The 18,082-nt window shown below is 32.5% G+C and carries 16 protein-coding genes; 5 read left to right on the top strand and 11 right to left on the bottom strand.

The features are described 5' to 3' along the window. Positions 1–39: 39 nt before the first annotated feature. From BJG89_RS01450 to BJG89_RS01440, 3 genes are all read right to left on the bottom strand, one after another. Positions 40–609: a DUF4064 domain-containing protein gene (locus BJG89_RS01450; protein ID WP_096808191.1), complete on the bottom strand. Its 570-nt coding sequence runs from the start codon at positions 607–609 to the stop codon at positions 40–42. A gap of 122 nt (positions 610–731) precedes the next feature. Then, complete coding sequence (locus tag BJG89_RS01445) at positions 732–1,184, bottom strand: MarR family winged helix-turn-helix transcriptional regulator (RefSeq protein WP_096808190.1); 453 nt, start codon at positions 1,182–1,184, stop codon at positions 732–734. 22 nt (positions 1,185–1,206) lie between these two features. Beyond that, a complete protein-coding gene (locus tag BJG89_RS01440; protein ID WP_096808189.1) occupies positions 1,207–2,640 on the bottom strand; it encodes a YhgE/Pip domain-containing protein in 1,434 nt (477 codons plus the stop codon). Between the two features lie 310 nt (positions 2,641–2,950). Here BJG89_RS01440 and BJG89_RS01435 point away from each other — a divergent pair, with 310 nt between their 5' ends. Further along, complete coding sequence (locus BJG89_RS01435) at positions 2,951–4,126, top strand: hypothetical protein (protein ID WP_096808188.1); 1,176 nt, start codon at positions 2,951–2,953, stop codon at positions 4,124–4,126. 17 nt (positions 4,127–4,143) lie between these two features. Further along, positions 4,144–5,373: a metal-dependent hydrolase family protein gene (locus BJG89_RS01430; protein WP_096808187.1), complete on the top strand. Its 1,230-nt coding sequence runs from the start codon at positions 4,144–4,146 to the stop codon at positions 5,371–5,373. A 132-nt stretch (positions 5,374–5,505) separates the two neighbouring features. Here BJG89_RS01430 and BJG89_RS01425 read toward each other — a convergent pair whose 3' ends face one another. From BJG89_RS01425 to BJG89_RS01400, 6 genes are all read right to left on the bottom strand, one after another. Further along, positions 5,506–6,906 carry a sugar porter family MFS transporter gene (locus tag BJG89_RS01425; protein ID WP_096808186.1) on the bottom strand — a complete coding sequence of 467 codons (1,401 nt, stop codon included), beginning with the start codon at positions 6,904–6,906 and terminating at the stop codon, positions 5,506–5,508. A gap of 64 nt (positions 6,907–6,970) precedes the next feature. Beyond that, positions 6,971–8,392: an L-arabinose isomerase gene (gene araA / locus BJG89_RS01420; RefSeq protein ID WP_096808185.1), complete on the bottom strand. Its 1,422-nt coding sequence runs from the start codon at positions 8,390–8,392 to the stop codon at positions 6,971–6,973. A 12-nt stretch (positions 8,393–8,404) separates the two neighbouring features. Continuing rightward, positions 8,405–9,100, bottom strand: a complete 696-nt coding sequence (locus BJG89_RS01415; RefSeq protein WP_096808184.1) for an L-ribulose-5-phosphate 4-epimerase — start codon at positions 9,098–9,100, stop codon at positions 8,405–8,407. Next, positions 9,078–10,685, bottom strand: coding sequence for a xylulokinase (locus tag BJG89_RS01410; protein ID WP_096811187.1), 1,608 nt, complete (start codon positions 10,683–10,685; stop codon positions 9,078–9,080). The genes BJG89_RS01415 and BJG89_RS01410 overlap by 23 nt, the downstream gene beginning before the upstream one ends. Positions 10,686–10,832: 147 nt before the next feature. Continuing rightward, positions 10,833–11,912, bottom strand: a complete 1,080-nt coding sequence (locus BJG89_RS01405) for a GntR family transcriptional regulator (protein ID WP_096808183.1) — start codon at positions 11,910–11,912, stop codon at positions 10,833–10,835. A gap of 249 nt (positions 11,913–12,161) precedes the next feature. Beyond that, the gene (locus BJG89_RS01400) at positions 12,162–12,632 is read right to left on the bottom strand and encodes a peptide-methionine (S)-S-oxide reductase (protein ID WP_096808182.1); all 471 of its coding nucleotides are present in this window, start codon (positions 12,630–12,632) and stop codon (positions 12,162–12,164) included. A 147-nt stretch (positions 12,633–12,779) separates the two neighbouring features. On the opposite strand from BJG89_RS01400, the gene BJG89_RS01395 reads away from it, so the two are divergent. From BJG89_RS01395 to BJG89_RS01385, 3 genes are all read left to right on the top strand, one after another. Further along, positions 12,780–12,998 (top strand): hypothetical protein, encoded by a 219-nt coding sequence (locus tag BJG89_RS01395; RefSeq protein WP_096808181.1) that lies wholly within the window; start codon positions 12,780–12,782, stop codon positions 12,996–12,998. Positions 12,999–13,310: 312 nt separating this feature from the next. Further along, on the top strand, positions 13,311–14,258 hold the full coding sequence (trhO, locus tag BJG89_RS01390; RefSeq protein WP_096808180.1) for an oxygen-dependent tRNA uridine(34) hydroxylase TrhO: 948 nt from the start codon (positions 13,311–13,313) through the stop codon (positions 14,256–14,258). Positions 14,259–14,625: 367 nt separating this feature from the next. Further along, positions 14,626–15,543, top strand: a complete 918-nt coding sequence (locus tag BJG89_RS01385) for an AEC family transporter (RefSeq protein ID WP_096808179.1) — start codon at positions 14,626–14,628, stop codon at positions 15,541–15,543. Between the two features lie 216 nt (positions 15,544–15,759). Here BJG89_RS01385 and BJG89_RS01380 read toward each other — a convergent pair whose 3' ends face one another. Both BJG89_RS01380 and BJG89_RS01375 read right to left on the bottom strand, forming a co-directional pair. After that, positions 15,760–16,599 (bottom strand): YitT family protein, encoded by an 840-nt coding sequence (locus tag BJG89_RS01380; RefSeq protein WP_096808178.1) that lies wholly within the window; start codon positions 16,597–16,599, stop codon positions 15,760–15,762. A 639-nt stretch (positions 16,600–17,238) separates the two neighbouring features. Then, on the bottom strand, positions 17,239–17,949 hold the full coding sequence (locus BJG89_RS01375; RefSeq protein WP_096808177.1) for a transglycosylase family protein: 711 nt from the start codon (positions 17,947–17,949) through the stop codon (positions 17,239–17,241). Between the last annotated feature and the right edge of the window lie 133 nt (positions 17,950–18,082).

The raw sequence follows: 18,082 nt of genomic DNA, 5'->3' as shown, positions 1-18,082 counted from the left end.
ACCAAGCTTTCCTTTAAAAGGATCACTTGGTTTTGTTGGTTAATATTTATATTTATTATCGTCATCTGAATCTGTATATTTATCTTTAATTTCTTGTTGTTCGTTCTCTTTTTGATCTTCAGACAACACATATGAATTATTATGCTCATTTACTTGCGAGCCATCTTTAATATAAGGGTTAGCATCATCTTCTGCATCTCTCGTATAGATAGGATCTCTCGGTTTTCTCACGAGCAACATAATACCTGAAACTAGCCATAATATGGCATTAATCCAATTACCAACAAATGAAATAACGCCTACAATGATTAGTAAGATACCTGCCGCCTTTGCTTTTTTGCCAATTAACACCGCACCAATGATCGCGATAATTAATAAAATAATTGATAACACAAGTCCTGCTGTTACCAGTCCACTAAGCATATTGATAACCGCTTCTCCATTTTCGTATGTGATGGTACTGTCGCTTTCCATCATCGACTGTATCATGGCATCTTTCATTGACCCGTTTCCGAATAATGGTAGGAAAATCGCAAGCACAATCACGCCAAGTAATTGGAGCCCGATACCAATCCAAGCAAGCACGCGTTCAACAGTTCTTTTCATCATGTTACACTCCTTGTCATCAGTTTATGATTTTTTCCAATTAGTACACTTTTCAAATTATATAATTCAGTATACTAATCATTAATATACAAGTCCATGTATAACACAAACAATTTCCCAGGTAATTATTTACTTTTTCTAAAAGCATCATCAATACGTTCTAACTGATTTACAAAATGTTCTATTTCCTCAAGTGTAAATCGGTTACCTAAACGTTTTTTCACTTCCTCTGTCATTGTTTCAGTAGCTCGTTTCAAAAACATTTCACCTTCAATACTTAACTGTACTAATTTAATTCTTTTATTATTCGAATGTGCTCTTTGCACATAACCCATTTCTTCAAGTTTACCAATACGTTTTGAAGCAGCTGTTTTAAATATATTTTGTAAAGATGCTAGCTCATTTATCGTAACTTGTCCTTCTGTTTGGATAATTCTCATCGCTTCTATTTGTTCTCTTGAAAGTAAGTTAGTCAAGCTAGAGTCGTTTACCATTTCAACAATTTCTTTATTTAAATACAACATGACGGTTTGAAATTTACGAATTCCATGCTCAATCGATTGATCTACGTTATCCATAACATTACACCCCTATATCACATTATTTGAATTTAATAGAAAATGGTAATTTATCTCGTCTATTAAACCATATTAAAACTAAATATTGTAATAACATCATTACGATAATAAGGGTAATGAGCAATGCTACGACAAATCCAAAGTCAAAGTGACCAGCATTTGTAAATATAGCTTCCCTATAACCTTGAATAGCGTAAGACATTGGTGAGAATGGGTGAATCCATCTGTAGAATGTACTTGAAAGTTCAATTGGGAACATACCTTCACTTGCACTTAACTGTAAGATTAAAAGAATCATGGATATAAATAATCCTATTCTATCTAAGAACAACATCAATAATGAAGTTATAGTGATTGCGGCAATCCCCCATAACAACCCAACTAATATAAATTTCCATACATTACCAACTGTCATATTAAAGACAAATAGTACCCAACTACTCATAAATAATGCAGCTAGTGCACCTTGAACAATATATAAGGCAAATTTGCCTAAAACTTGTCTTGTTGCGGATGTATCTTTACTAATTGTTTTACGTAATGGATAAATCGCACTAAATGATAATGCAACAACAAATAAACTTACACTCGCCATATAAGGAACAATCGTTGCCCCATATTGATCGGCGTTAGTGGGATTATTTTCTTTTACTTTAGTAACATCGTTAAGTGCTTTTTCATTTTCTGATTCAAATGATACGTTATTTTGCTGACTAACAGCATCATCAATTTGCGCTTTCAATTGATTATTATTTTCTTGAAGTTGTTGTAAGCCATCCGTTACTTGTTGATTACCTGTCAATAATTCTTGAGCTGGTTGTCCAATCATTGGCAACAATTGTTGAATGCCATCGGTCACCTGTTGGTTACCATCAATTAATTGGTTTTCCGCATCTGACATTTGTCCTAAAGCATCTGATGTATCTTGGTAACCTGATTGTGAATCCTTAGCAGTAGCAAATAATTCATTCAAATAATTTGACCTAATATTATCTTTGATTGTTGTAGTGACAGTATTGATCGCTGAGTTTGCAACTTGGCTACCTGTATAACTAGAACCTGGATTTACTTTAGTTTCTAGGTTAATTTTTTTTGGATTTTCATCTAATATTGTCGTTGCATTAGCTGAAGCATTTTTTGGCACAATAATTGTGCCGACGCTTTCGCCACGATTCAACTGTTTATCCGCTTCTTTTTCAGAAACAACTTGGAATTTAAAATTGTTATTATCCTTAAGTTTATCTACTAAATCATCACCAATAGTAATATCTTTGTTATTGAGTGTAGCTTTTTCATCGTGGTTTACTACAGAAATTTTAAGGTTTTCTGTCTTGTCATATGGGTCCCACATTGATCCTACAAACAAAGCCACATAAAGTAATGAAATCAGCGATATTGCAATTAAAGAAATTAGCAACATTTTGTTTCTAAATATAAATCTAAATTCATTTAACATCTTTTTCAACTACCTTTCTATTTATATCCCCCACACGCCATTGCTAGTTTTAATTATTTTACTGAAACATTGATCCAAACGTATTTTAATGCATAGTATGCTATCGTTCATAACTAGCAAACACTTTCAAAATCAATTAGTACACCCCTTGTACATTTTTGTATCATACGCTTATTCAAAAAAATTGTCAAACAAATTTTTGGTTATATTAAACAAAAATAATTTCAGAAAATTCAGTTATTGTGGTTAATTTTATATTTTTTTAATGCTATGATACTTATTATCACTTTATTTAGGGAGGGAAAGGACAATGTGGAGTGAACCTATTATTTCAGCAACTGCATTATTTGCTCTGATTGCATTTGGGGAAATTATTTCAACATTGACAAAAGCTAGAGTCCCAATGCTTTTAACATCTATGGTCAGCTTTTTATTATTAAAATGGGCAGGTATATTCCCTGAAAATATTCTTGATTCGGCTATTTTACCTTCATTAGGTGCATTAGCCATAGCGCCTGCCATTATGCATATGGGTACCATGATGCCTTTATCAACTTTAAAGACACAGTGGAAGGCTGTTATTATTTCACTATTTGGCATTGTGGGTTCAACAGCTATGATTTTGATCATCGTTACCTTAGTTTATGATTTTCGCATTGCTGCTTCAGGTGTAGGCCCTATTTCGGGCGGTATTGTTGCACTACTAATAACAATAGATAAATTAAATGAACTAAATTTGAGTTATCTTATTGTTTTACCTGCACTTGTCCAAGGGCTACAAGGTGTCATTGGCTTACCTTTAAGTTCTATTATTATGAAACGATATGGCGCACATTTCTTAGAAAAAAATGCTAAACATTTGCAACCAAGTTCACAAGAAGAGGTTGAGATCCAAACATCAACCGTACATACTTTACATGATAAATATCCTATTTTACGAAATAATACGCTGAGATTATTTATTATGTTTGTGCTTGCTAGTTTAGCTTTTATCATCGGAGAATTTACACCAATTCATTTTACGCTTATCAGCTTATTTTTTGGTATTATTGGCTTAAAATTAGGGTTATTTGAACAAGCAGAATTAGAAAAAAATAAATCATTCACTTTAATCCTTGTAATTATTATGTTAATTGTCATAGGTTCGATGGGAGATATAACACCTCAAGACTTGTGGCATCATCTGCCAGCTATTTTACTCATTTTACTGATAGGTACATTTGGCATTTTAATCGGTGGCGCAGTTGCTGCTAAATTAATCGGTTGGCGCTATACAAAAGCTCTGCCGGTAGCTTTAACGGCATTATATGGCTTCCCCGGAGATTACATGCTATGTGAAGAAGTCAGTCGAAGTTTAACAAAGAATCAAAAGGAACACGACGCACTTTTCAAAGAATTACTAAGTCCTATGTTAATAGGTGGATTTACATCAGTAACAGTAGCGTCAGTTGTTTTAACAGGTATATTAATGAATTTTATTAAATGATAAGGGAGGCATTTTAAATGCTTATAAAAAATATCAATCTTATAGATGGAACTGGTAACGAATTACAAAAGGAAGTGGATGTGCTTATTGAAGACAATCAATTTAAGACTATTGGTAAAAATTTAGAAAACTCAAACCATGAAATTATAGATGGTCGTAACAAATATTTATTACCAGGGATGATAGATAGTCATGTCCATATTATGGAAGAAATGAGGCCATTAGATGAAAAATTAACTACTCCTTTTTCATATACATTTTATAGAGCAATAGATCACCTTAGACGTACAGTAAATTGTGGTATCACTACAGTCCGTGATGCCTTAGGAGCTGATCAAGGTATTAAAGAAGCAGTACAAGATGGTTTAATATTAGGACCTCGCATGCAAATTAGCATTAATGCACTAACAATTACTGGCGGCCATGGAGACAAATTAACGAAGTCTGGTATTACTATGCCTAGTTTTATTGAAGATTACCCTGGTTTACCTACTGGCATATGTGATGGAGTGGAAGAAGTACGTAAAAAAGTAAGAGAAATGCTACGCGCTGGTGCAGATGTAATCAAAGTACATGCAACAGGTGGTGTAACAAGCCCTACAGATCATCCAGACTTTACTCAATTTTCAATTGAAGAGCTTAAAGTAATGGTTGAAGAAGCCCAATTCAGAGGTAACCGTAAAGTAATGGCACACGCACAAGGCTTACAAGGTGTGAAAAACTGTATTGCCGCAGGAATTCATTCCATAGAACATGGCATTTATCTTGATGATGAAGCAATTGAAAGTATGAAAAATCAAGGTATATTCCTTGTACCAACTTTGCTAGCGCCAGTTTCTGTAATTGAATTTGCAGATGAACTGGGCATGTCTGAGGCCTCTATTCAAAAATCAAAAGAAGTCCTAGATGCACATACTTCTAGTTTTACTAAAGCTGTTAATGCAGGTGTAAAAATTGCAATGGGTACGGACGCTGGTGTATTTAAGCACGGAACGAATTTACGTGAACTAGCATTAATGGTTGAACACGGTATGACACCGATGCAAGCTATTGTAGCTTCAACTAAAGTTTCAGCAGAATGCCTTGGTTATGATGATGAAATAGGAACAGTAGAAGCAGGGAAAAAAGCAGATTTTATTATAGTAGATGATAACCCATTAAATAATATTGGATTACTTAAAAATCCAAATAACATAAAAATCGTAAGTATTGATGGCAAGATTGTTAAAAACTACGACGAAAATTAATCTTTTATATTCGGTTTTAAAGATAAATATCGTAAAAATAGAAAATTAAGTAATAAAATTAAAAATCAATACCCCGGCGTGTATCATAAAAATGGATACTCGGCGGGGTATTTAAATTAATAATTTTTAAAATTACCCTTTGACTTGTGCAGTTGTTTGATTTGAGTGATGTGATTCTCCAATTTTTTCAATTTCTTCAAGTGTGCGTCCCTTTGATTCCGGTACAAATTTTTTCACAAACAATACACCAAGGATACAGATAACGCCAAATATTGCGAAGACTAACTGTTGTGAGAAATATGCTGTCATAATTGGGAAAAGTAATCCGACTAAAAATGACCCAACCCAGTTTAATGACGAAGCTGTACCTGAAGCAAAACCTCTAATTGCTAATGGGAATATCTCTCCTACAATGACCCATGTTAATGGCGCCCAAGTAAATGAATAGAACGCTACGTAAATACTTAAAAATACTACAATCAATAACGGGTTGGCATTAGGTAAAACCATATGGATGATTGCCGGTAAAATAAATGACAATCCCATTACAGTGCCACCTAACATTAATAATGTTCTTCTATTAAATTTATCTGCTATCCAAATGAATAATAATGATCCAAGCACAAGAATGATACCTTGAATAATAGGCCACATAAGTGCTGAACTTGCTGATCCTCCAGTTGCTTCTTCTACAATTAATGGAATGTAATAAAATATTGCATTTGCACCTTGAAATTGTTGAAAGGCTGCAACGCCAAGCCCTGCAATCACAAGATATTTATACTTTCCATTAAATAAAGTGGCAAGTGAATGCTTAACTTCGTTATTTCGTTCTTTTTGAATAATATTTTCAATTTCTTTTAGTTCGTTTTCAATATTATTATTATTTCTCAAATTACTTAATACTAATTTTGCTTCTTTAAATTTATTATTTTTTATTAAAAACCTTGGAGATTCCGGTAATTTCAATACACCTAAAAATAAAATTAATGCAGGTATTGCGGCAGCACTAAGCATCAATCTCCATCCAATCTCGACTGGTAAATCTCTTAAAAAGTAATCAACAATATAAGATAATAACATACCTGAAACTATCATCGTTTGATTCATACCAGATAGTTGACCGCGATATTTTGCTGGTGCCATTTCAGACATATAAGCTGGTACTAATGCTGAAGCTGCACCCACAGCTAAACCAAGTATTACTCTTGATATAATTAAAAAATAATTACCTTCATGAGGCGCAATACCCGATAATATGGAGCCTACGATGAATATCATAGCTGAAATTAAAATCATCTTTCTTCGCCCTAGTTTATCTGATAATCTCCCTGCTAAAATGCCACCAAATATAGCACCTAACATAACTGATGATGTAATTAATCCAATAATAAAACCACTATTGATACCCCAATCTTCTCTTAAAAATGGTAAAGCTCCTGTCATAACACCAATATCATATCCAAATAAAATACCCCCAAATGCACCAAAGAAATAGATAAAACGATTTGAAACTTTACTGTTTACTTTCATCCCATTCACCCTCTTTTTTGTTCGAACACCAATTTTAACTTTGTGATGCGTTGCAATAGATAATTTAATTAATCAATACATATTCTGTATCAAACATATTTAATAGCATTTCAATTTGTTCTGTATTTAATTTCAATGATAATACGGTATGATGGCCGCCGCCTTCTTTTATCCACTGTTTCACACCTTGTTTCAACGATGGTTTCACTTCCCATAAAACTCTAGCGACTGGTAAATAAGGCGCGGGTTCTTTTAATGATTTTGCCTCTATTTCATTTATAATAAATTTGAAAGACGTGCCTAAATCTAGCATTGTGACAACTACACCTTGGCCTTGTTTACCATCAAACACTAATCTTGCTGGGTCATGCTTATCCCCAATTCCTAAAGGATTCACGATAATTTTAGGTTTATTTTCAGAAAGTGTAGGGTCTACCTCTAACATATGTGATCCAAGAATATGAGATTGATTACTTCTCAAATCATAAATATAATCTTCCATAAATCCTGTTGCTTCGTTTTGTGCAACTATTTTTAATAATCTATCGAGTGCAGCCGTTTTCCAATCTCCTTCACCAGCAAAACCATAACCTTGTTCATTTAATCTTTGTACAGCTAGACCAGGTAATTGTTTCATCCCATGTAAATCTTCAAAATTAGTAGTAAATGCAGTGTAATCACCATCATCTAAGAATCTTTTTATCGCAACCTCGTATTTAATTTGCTCTATAACAGAATCATTAAATGCTTCTTCGCTATAATCCCTATAATCAAATTCGTACAAATCTTGATAAACCTTAAACAATTGATTAACTTCTGAATCTGTAACGCTACGGATATATTCAACTAGATCTCCAATACCATAATAGTCAACTGTCCAGCCATATTGAATTTGCGCTTCGATTTTATCTCCTTCAGTAACAGCAACATTTCGCATATTGTCACCAAATCTCGCTACTTTTAAATTAAAGCTTTCATTATAAGCATTAGCAACAAACATCCAATCCTTTAATTGTTGTTGAACTTCTGAATCTCTCCAATGACCAAAAATAATTTCATTGTTTTTATTTAATCGACGATTGATATACCCATATTCCCTGTCTCCATGTGCAGATTGATGTAAATTCATGTAATCCATATCTATTTTTTCCCAGGAAATATTTTCATTATATTGCGTTGCGAGATGTAACAACGGCTTTTGTAATAGTTTTGTACCCCTTATCCACATTTTTGCTGGAGAGAATGTATGCATCCATGTAATAACACCTAAAACGTCATCTCTATAATTTGCTTCTTTCATAATTTCAGTAATCACATCAGATGAAATAGCTAATTTAGTTTGTAATTCGATTTCAAATGGTAAATCTCCTTCTGAATTCAATCCATCTGTTATATTCTGCGCATTTTCTTGGACTTGGGATAATGCTTCATCACCATATAGTTCTTGAGAACCAACCACGAACCAGAATTTTTTTGAATTATTCATTATATTTCCTCCTTATTTTTGACCATAATATGCATTCGCACCATGTTTTCTTTCAAAATGCTTATCAAGTATTTCTTGCGGTAATGTTTGGGCAAAAGGGTTTAATTGTCGTGTAAATATATTCATTTTGCATATTTCTTCTAATACTACTGCATTCATGACTGCGGATTGACAATCGTCTCCCCAAACAAACGGCGCATGACCACGTAATAATACTGCAGGTACTTCATGTGGATTGATATGCTTTTCTTTAAATGTTTCAATGATCACGTTTCCAGTTTCATATTCATAATTTTTATTTATTTCTTCAGGTGTTAAAAATCTTGCACATGGTATTGCGCCATAAAATGTATCAGCATGTGTCGTCCCCATTGCGGGTACTTCTAATCCAGATTGTGACCAAGTTGTTGCCCAAGGAGAATGTGTATGAACCACACTCCCAATATCATCAAATTTTTTATAAATTACTGCATGTGTTGGCATATCAGATGAGGGTTTCAGTTTTCCTTCCACCACCTCACAATTCAAATTACAAACAACCATATCTTCAGGTTCCATCTCATCATAATTAACACCACTTGGTTTAATTACAAATAATTGTGACGCTTTATCAAAAGCGCTAACATTTCCCCATGTATATTTGATTAGCCCTCTTTGAGGCAATTCGAGATTAGCTTTATAAACTTCAGATTTTAATGTTTCTAGCATATGCTTTACCTCCTAAATGTTTAGAGAACAAACGCTCTATTGGTAATCCAAGTTTCATTTTCTCTACATAGTTATTAAAGTGATCTACTTCTTGTTTAACTGGCGATAACGTTTCTTCTTCAATATTTACAAAAACTACTTCATTTAAAAATTGTTCTAATGTTTGCATTGTTTCAAGCGATGTAAAATAAGAAAGTATAGCTATTCCCCAAGCTCCTCCTTCACTAGCTGTATTCATAACTGTGATATCGTTATCCAGTGCTGAAGATAATACCTGTTGCGCAACGCCTTTCGTTTTAAAAATGCCCCCGTGAGCGATTAACTTTTCTAACTCTATTGATTCATTTTTTTTCAACATATCCATGCCAATTTTCAAAGTACTGAAAGCACTGTATAAATGCATTTTCATGAAATTAGCTAAATTGAAATTGTAATTTGGTTCCCTTACAAAAAGTGGATATCCTTGTTCGACATTTGTAATATTTTCTCCTGAAACATAGTTATAAGATAATAATCCACCAATATTATCATCGCTATTTAGAGAACTTCGGAATATTTGTCCGTACAACTCATCAGATGAAAAATCTACTCCCATTACTTTTAAAACTTCGCTAAACAGATTCATCCAATCGTTAATATCAGAAGTGCAATTATTTGTATGAATCATTGCCACTTCATTACCATTAGGTGTCGTCACTATATCAATTTCAGGATATTTATCTTTCAATTCTTGTGATAAAACCACCATTGAGAATGCGCTTGTGCCAGCAGACACATTACCTGTATTTGTAGCAACTGTATTTGTAGCTACCATACCTGTGCCTGCATCACCTTCAGGCGGACACATGATACATCCAGATTCAAGCTTATTAGAAGCATCTAAAAGTTTAGCGCCTTCTTTGGTCAAACATCCACCACTTTCTCCGGACACGCTTACTTTTGGTAATATTTTTTCAATCGGTTTATTAAAACCATGTTCTTGAAATAATTGATTGGTTACATTAATCAAATCAGGTCTATAATTTTTCTGATTAATGTCGATAGGAAACATCCCTGAAGCATCTCCAATGCCAAGTACTTTTTCCCCTGTTAAATACCAATGTACATATCCAGCTAATGTAGTAATATATTCCACTTGGCGCACGTGTCTTTCATTATCTAAAACACCTTGAAAAATATGTGCAATGCTCCATCTTTCTGGAATATTAAATTGAAATTTTTCGCTCAATATAGCAGCTGCTTCACTTGTGTTTCCATTTCTCCAAGTTCTGAAAGGCACCAGCAGATCTTCATTTTTGTCAAAAGCTAAATACCCATGCATCATACCACTAATACCTATGGCATTTACTTTAGTTAGCGTAAGATTATATTGCTGTTTTAAATTTTGTGTCATATCTTCGTAACTTTTCTGCAAGCCTATCCAAATATCATTAATTGAATACGTCCAATAACCGTTTATAAACTGATTTTCCCATTCAAAACTTCCTGTCGCTACTGTGTTTAAATTTTTGTCTATAGCAATGGTTTTTATTCTAGTAGATCCCAACTCTATGCCAATGGAAATATCTTCACTTGATAAATTCATATTCAAATTGTTCAATTTCTCACACCCCTTTGCAACCGTTTTCAAATATATCCTATAATATTTGTCCGTACATGTCAATATATTTTAAATTGTGTACGGACAATGACAATTAAAAAACTCAAATCAATATATGATTGATTTGAGTTTCTAAATTTTTTTAACTGAATTCCGTTCGATAATATATGTGTCGAGGAGTATGGAGTCTGATTTTTCATTATTTTCTATAGCGTTTATTATCCACTTTGCCGCTTTCACACCTAATAATTCTTGCGGATGCGACGTACTCGTTAAATTCATCTCACTCAACCTACTAAGGACTGAATTATCTTCTCCGACTACAGATATATCTCTTGGAACACGTATATTTTTTCCTTTTAATCGCTGGATGATATCGTAAGCAATTTCGTCATTATAGCAAACTAAAGCGGATATATTAATTTTCCGTTCAAAAATGTGCTGAACAATCTGTTCAATAACTTGTATTTTATTTTCTGTATCAAATGTATAAATATGTTCACCTTTAAAAAGTATAGTATTGGCTTCAAATGCATCAAAGTAACCTTTCATTCTCAATTTCCCTTGATTATCATCAATTTTCGTAATCAATGCAATATTTTCATGTCCATGATCAATTAAATATTGTGTTGCTAAATAACCTGATTTAATATCATCAATCGCAATAAAAGGTAAATTTAATTCGTCATATTTGGCATTTATCATTAAAATAGGAATATCTCTTTGTTTAAATAATGAATAGTAAGACAAATTGGGATTATAAACGTTACTCTTAGTCGGTTCTATAATAAGTCCGGAAACACCTTGGTTTAACATCATATCCAAGCATTTCTTCTCTTCGTCATGATTATTATTAGTACTCGCTAATATTAATGAGTAACCTTGTTTCTTCAATTCATTTTCTAAACCCCTAATTATACTAGGGAATATATAATCTGAAACATATGTCACGATTACGCCTATTTTTTTGGAAGCTTTACTTTGGTTGGAATTCAAAAAATTATAACTGACATATGAACCTGAACCTTTTTTCTTTTTTATAAAACCATCTTGAACAAGTATATTCATTGCTTGTCTTACAGTATACCTGCTTACATTAAACTTACTTTGGAACTGTTTTTCAGTAGGTAAAAGCATACCTGCATGGTAACTTTTATTAATTATTTTTTCTTTTATTTCATCCGCTACAATTTGATATTTTGGCTTATTCATAGTTAAAAATCTCCTAATATTACCATATTGTTATAACAATGCATATTATAGCATACGCCATATTTTCTTACTGAACACAGCTTTGAATTGATAATTATGTATATTGAGGTGCTATTATTTTAATCAAATTATTGTATGATCAATTTTACGCTGTAAGTATCAATTATTCACCAATATTCAAAAAGATAAAAAGGAGGTGTACATGCACACCTCCCTAACGTATTTAAGATTCATTTAAATCGTTTGTTACTATTTGTATTTATTAACAAGTTCTTTTGGTAAATGACAATAATCGTTTGGGAATCTTGATAATCTATCTTGGTTTTCTTCTGCACTTCTCACGTAATTTGTTAGTGGTAATACCTCTGTTGCAATAAGGTGATGGTCTTCAATCGTGTCTATATAAGCTTGCGCTTCCTTTAAATGTTTAGCATCTTCACTGTATAATCCAGTTCTATATTTTAAACCAATATCTTGACCTTGTTGATTGACACTGTATGGATCAATAATTTCAAAAAGATATCCCATTAAATCTGAAACAGATACCTTTTCAGGATCGAAACCAGTTTTAATTACTTCTACATAGCCATCATATTCACCATCGAGTGTGTCTGTAATACCATTTGCTCTACCCCCTTCTGTTTGAACCACGCCCGGTAACGTCTTAACAAATGCTTGCACACCCCATAAACATCCACCTGCTAAATATACTGTTTCCATACTCATCTCTCCTGTTTAATTCTATTTTTTTCTGTCTGTTATTGAAAGTATAGTAACCATAGTTACACAATGCAACGTTTCATATTTTTTAGATGATTGATTTTAACTTAAAAAGGGAACATTAAATAGATGATAAGGAGGTATTATATGCCTAAGGTTAAAGAAAGATTATTAGAAGATATCGAGGAAAAACCTTCGCGAACTGATAGTGACTTTAATTCTGAGGAAGAACTGCAAGAAAATGCTTTTGAAAGATTAGGTAAAGATGTTGTTATTATAGAGATATTAGCAATTATGAATATCGTTTTTGCAGTCAGTACAATTAGTTTGATTGTGGCACTCATCTTTACTAATAAAAATAAATAACTTATGTTTATGCTCTTTTCAGCTATCATCTTTTGAAGATGCTATGCTTGGAAAGAGCATTTTTTTATATTGATTATATGAGCGCACCTTTAAAGCATTTATATAAATATTTGATTTTACAAAATTTTTAAATTGAATATTGTCCTTTTTTTGTTACAATATAGTGAGGATAATTTCGTCATTTTATAAAAATAATCAATCAATGTTAATTTAATCATATTTATTATGAACTACTGTCGCACGAATACCGTCAAACTAATAATTTTATATAAAAACTATAATAGAAAGATATAGATTAGAGGAGATCGAATTATGGATTATAGAGTATTATTGTATTATAAATATACAACAATTGAAGACCCTGAAACTTTCGCTACAGAACATTTAGATTTCTGTAAAGACTTAGAGCTTAAAGGACGTATCTTAGTATCGACTGAAGGTATTAATGGTACTGTTTCTGGAACAATTGAAGCAACAGATAAATATATGGATGCATTAAAATCAGATCCAAGATTTGAAGGCATTACTTTCAAAATCGATGAAGCTGATGGCCACGCATTTAAAAAAATGCATGTTCGTCCTAGAAAAGAAATCGTTGCGTTAGATTTAAATGAAGATATCAACCCTAAAGAACTTACAGGTAATTACTTATCACCTGAAGAATTCAGAGAAGCATTGTTTGATGATGAAACAGTGGTTATCGATGCGCGTAATGATTATGAATATGATTTAGGTCATTTCCGTGGCGCTATTCGCCCTAATATAACACGTTTTAGAGACTTACCAGACTGGATTAAAGAGAATAAAGATCAATTTATGGATAAAAAAATTGTTACCTATTGTACAGGCGGTATTCGTTGTGAAAAATTCTCTGGTTACTTACTAAGAGAAGGTTTTGAAAATGTAAGCCAACTTGAAGGTGGTATTGCTACTTACGGTAAAGACCCAGAAACAAAAGGCGAATATTGGGATGGCAAAATGTACGTATTTGATGAACGTATTAGTGTAGACGTCAACCAAGTTGAAAAAACAGTTGTAGGTAAAGAATGGTTTGACGGCACGCCTTGCGAACGCTATATCAATTGTTCAAACCCTGAATGTAACCGCCAAATCCTGGTGTCCGAAGAAAATGAAGCACGTTATTTAGGCGCTTGTTGTCATGAATGCGCTGAGCATGAAAGTAACCGTTATGTTAAAAAACATAATATCAGCGATGAAGAAAAAGCAAAACGTTTAGAAAACTTTAAACAACTTGTATAGTTTCTTATTACTTAAGTATAAAATAGAAAATTAATTTTTATAGTAGATTATGATTACACCTTAACGAAGATAAACAAACTTGGAAGCCAAAGCCCATTTTCAAACTAATGGTTTGTTACTAAAGTAACTTTTAAAAATCATGTTTTCTAAAAGGCTTCGTTCCAAATATCTACTAGTGATATTATAGTAACGGCCAAGACATAATTTTTGTCTTGGCCTTATTTCATTTCTATATATTTATAAGTTATGCTTATCAATTCTAATCACAAACCTATATTTTACTTATAATAAATATATGCTAACTTAATAGTAAATCAACAATTAATGATTATTAATATGTATATTACTTAGAGATAGAAGGTTGCTTATGTTTATTTTTATACTTTTAGAAGTTATATTACCTATTTTACTTCTAATATTATTAGGTTTTTTGCTTCAAATGAAATTTTCATTTGAACTCAAACATTTTTCCGCTTTAATAACATACTGTTTAATGCCTGCATCAGTATTTGTGAATATTTATCAAATTCAAATTGATATTGCTCTATTATTAAATATCCTATACTATATTATTATTTTCAGTGTTGTCTTAATTTTAATTGGAAATGTATTGTCTAAGATTTTGCGTTTAAATAAAGGGGAAAGTGCAGCGTTAAAAAACAGCATTTCTTTAATGAATTCTGGGAATTATGGTCTACCAGTCAGTCAACTTATATTTAGTCAAAATCCAATCGGTGTTTCTGTACAAATTTTCACTTTAGTATTCCAAAATTTATTAACTTATTCATACGGCATGTACAATTTGCTATCAGCAAGCAAATCAATGGCTGACATCACTCGTGGATTTTTGCGTCTTCCTGTGTTTCATGCACTTTTATTAGGCGTAATTTGCCAGGTTTTCACCATTGACCTACCGCATACGCTTTTAATACCACTTAATCAACTTTCGGATGGATTTGTAGCTATTGCGCTTATTTTATTAGGCGCACAACTTGCTAGAATTAAAATTAACTTTTTCCATCGTGTTATCACGTGGTCACTGATTGGTCGTTTATTGTTGAGTCCATTAGTTTCTTTAGCGGTTATTTACTTATTAGGGTTAGATGGTGTGATAGCTCAATCACTCTTTATAGCTAGTTCTTTCCCTACTTCAAGAAATACTTCTACAATCGCCATGGAATACCAAATAGAGCCTGAATTACATGCACAAATTGTATTGTTTTCGACATTATTTAGTGTTTTCACAGTGACCATTGTCATCTTTTTATCACGTATCTTATTTTAAAAAGTAGACGCGGAACGAGACAAACCTTATCTTCTTTACTTTCAACTATTTTCAATACGATATTAAAAGCCGAGACGTTATAATAAGTCTCGGCTACTATTTATATATTAATATCCAATTTTAAAAATATGTTTGTTTTCCATAGAACTTTTAAAGTTTAATAAAATGATTTTATTGACATGTGCATATTTTATACGATACCTACGTAATCTTTTACTATTGTAATTTCATGAAGCCATTACCTAATACATCTCTCACATCATGAATGACTAAGAAAGCATGCTCATCATGACTATTTACAATTTTTTTAATTCTGGCTAACTGGTTTTGAGATACTACAACATAAAGCACGTTAGTTTCTCTTTGTTCATAGCCACCTACCCCATTCAATAATGTGGAGCCACGTCCAGTTTCCGCATTAATTTGTTTACTAATATCCGCGTTAAAATCCGAGATAACAGTAATTGCTTTTTTCGGATTAAATCCTTCTATGACAAAGGACATACTTTTTTCAACAATAAATAACATCACAATTGTATACAGTACATTTTGAATTGGTAATACAAATAAAAATGATAATACAATTAATGAATCAAGAATAAATAAAGCTTGTGATGTCTTTATCTCACTATACTTATTAATGATTTTTGCAATAACTGATGTGCCCCCTAGCGTACTACGTGCAGATATAACAAAGCCTGTACCTATACCAATCAACACTCCTGAAAAAATAGTATTAATAAAATCAGATTCCAAATTTAATTTTAAAGGTTCTGTAATTCCTAAAAATAGTGAACTCGCCACTACTGTAACTAGGGTATAAACTGCGGTTGTCTTACTTAAATATTTCCAACCGACAATGATTAGTATCATGTTAATAATAAGTGTTGTTAAAGCTGGTGTTAAGCCTAAAGTATATTTTAAATTAAGTGAGATACCTACTGTGCCGCCCTCGCCTAAATTTGAAGCTAAAACAAATGTATTTACACCTATCGCAATAATAAATGTGCCCAGTAGACAGAAGCAAATATTTTTTAAATGGATTTTATATAACATTGCGCCAACACCTCTTTCTATAAACTTAATTAATGTTTAAAACTGTCTTTTTTTAAATATAAGTGTGCTATAACCGACAACACAAAAAGAGAGCGGAACAGAAATCACATTTTCTAAAAAGATTTCGTTGCCCCGCCCCAACAAAGGTGACTAAAATAAAGTACCAAATCTTTTCTTATGGAATAGCAATCTTCATAAACGAATGACTTGTACCAAGAACCAAGCATAGTATTACAGTAAAATAAGAAATACAAATACTTTAGAAAGCCTATTTTTAAAGCTACATACTAAATGTATTTTTATTTCAATGATCTATTGCCAATATCATAAATCACCTTAGGATCGTTATTTATATCCCAATTTCGATTGTTTCTGTTAAATTTTACAACACAAGCATATATAATAATAAAAATGTGTATTTCTTTCAATACATTCGGGTTGATTTTTTATATTTATGAAGTAATTGTACTTTGTTTAATACAATCAGTTGATCATTGATATAAATATCCCCTTTCCTTTCTGGTACATCATATGGTTTTAAATAAAATTTTTCACACAAAAAACCCCTAGATTCTAATATTAAGAACCTAGGGGTTTCGCTTTACCTTAAAATCAAATACTTTTGATTACTGACTTATATTAAGCAGTTACCCATTGTGAAGCACCTTCAGATTCATAAAGGTCCATTGCTGCTTGGTCTTGTACTGATTCTGGAGCTTCTGTTGGTGATTGACCTTGATATTCAGCTGGCGCTACTGAATCCCATGTGCTTTGTAGGAATTGGTATTTACCTGCCGCACCTGAAGATGGGTTTACAGCTTTAAGATCGCCACCTGATTCACGCTCTGCAATTTGTTTCAAGTGATCATTTACTTCTACTGATGAACCACTTGATGCTTCACTTGAGCTATCTGATGATTGTGTTGAAGCTGCTTCTTGTTGTGGTTGTTGTGTTGATTCAGTTTGTGGTGCTTGTTGTTGTGCTGGTTGTTCTGATGATGCTTGTTGTGATTGTTCACTTTGTTGTGGTTGTGCTTGTTGTCCTGCATTATCTGATGATTGTGCTGATGCATCACTTGATGCATTTGAATTTGAGCCTTCCCCATAGCTCCATGACCAGTTTGTACCATCTGATTCAAAATTATAGTTTGTTCCATTTTGGTTGAAGTTATAATTATATGAACCATCATGTAATGCTTCTGCATTTAATTGTGATGGATTATTTTGTGCTTCTTGTGCTAATTGTGCTTGATTAATACCTTGTTCTGATGCATCTGCTGAATTTCCTGCCGCGATTCCTGTTACACCTAATCCTACTGCTAATGTTGATGCTAATACTGTTTTTTTCATTATTAATAAATCCTCCTAAGAGATATACTTTTAATTGTTTAATTTGTGTTTTCGTTTTTGCAAAATTACTTTTCTCAAATTTGCTAGTTCCCACTGTAACATCTATAAAATGCTTGTGGGTTACAGTGAAGTT

The organism is Staphylococcus nepalensis, assembly GCF_002442935.1.
Taxonomy (GTDB): Bacteria; Bacillota; Bacilli; order Staphylococcales; family Staphylococcaceae; genus Staphylococcus; species Staphylococcus nepalensis.
This window is presented reverse-complemented; position numbering and strand designations above follow the sequence as displayed.

What these genes read in the sequence shown, in the direction of transcription:
- BJG89_RS01450 (WP_096808191.1), bottom strand. Translation starts at nt 609, where the DNA reads ATGATGAAAAGAACTGTTGAACGCGTGCTTGCTTGGATTGGTATCGGG.
- BJG89_RS01445 (WP_096808190.1), bottom strand. Translation starts at nt 1,184, where the DNA reads ATGGATAACGTAGATCAATCGATTGAGCATGGAATTCGTAAATTTCAA.
- BJG89_RS01440 (WP_096808189.1), bottom strand. Translation starts at nt 2,640, where the DNA reads ATGTTAAATGAATTTAGATTTATATTTAGAAACAAAATGTTGCTAATT.
- BJG89_RS01435 (WP_096808188.1), top strand. Translation starts at nt 2,951, where the DNA reads ATGTGGAGTGAACCTATTATTTCAGCAACTGCATTATTTGCTCTGATT.
- BJG89_RS01430 (WP_096808187.1), top strand. Translation starts at nt 4,144, where the DNA reads ATGCTTATAAAAAATATCAATCTTATAGATGGAACTGGTAACGAATTA.
- BJG89_RS01425 (WP_096808186.1), bottom strand. Translation starts at nt 6,906, where the DNA reads ATGAAAGTAAACAGTAAAGTTTCAAATCGTTTTATCTATTTCTTTGGT.
- araA (WP_096808185.1), bottom strand. Translation starts at nt 8,392, where the DNA reads ATGAATAATTCAAAAAAATTCTGGTTCGTGGTTGGTTCTCAAGAACTA.
- BJG89_RS01415 (WP_096808184.1), bottom strand. Translation starts at nt 9,100, where the DNA reads ATGCTAGAAACATTAAAATCTGAAGTTTATAAAGCTAATCTCGAATTG.
- BJG89_RS01410 (WP_096811187.1), bottom strand. Translation starts at nt 10,685, where the DNA reads ATGAATTTATCAAGTGAAGATATTTCCATTGGCATAGAGTTGGGATCT.
- BJG89_RS01405 (WP_096808183.1), bottom strand. Translation starts at nt 11,912, where the DNA reads ATGAATAAGCCAAAATATCAAATTGTAGCGGATGAAATAAAAGAAAAA.
- BJG89_RS01400 (WP_096808182.1), bottom strand. Translation starts at nt 12,632, where the DNA reads ATGGAAACAGTATATTTAGCAGGTGGATGTTTATGGGGTGTGCAAGCA.
- BJG89_RS01395 (WP_096808181.1), top strand. Translation starts at nt 12,780, where the DNA reads ATGCCTAAGGTTAAAGAAAGATTATTAGAAGATATCGAGGAAAAACCT.
- trhO (WP_096808180.1), top strand. Translation starts at nt 13,311, where the DNA reads ATGGATTATAGAGTATTATTGTATTATAAATATACAACAATTGAAGAC.
- BJG89_RS01385 (WP_096808179.1), top strand. Translation starts at nt 14,626, where the DNA reads ATGTTTATTTTTATACTTTTAGAAGTTATATTACCTATTTTACTTCTA.
- BJG89_RS01380 (WP_096808178.1), bottom strand. Translation starts at nt 16,599, where the DNA reads ATGTTATATAAAATCCATTTAAAAAATATTTGCTTCTGTCTACTGGGC.
- BJG89_RS01375 (WP_096808177.1), bottom strand. Translation starts at nt 17,949, where the DNA reads ATGAAAAAAACAGTATTAGCATCAACATTAGCAGTAGGATTAGGTGTA.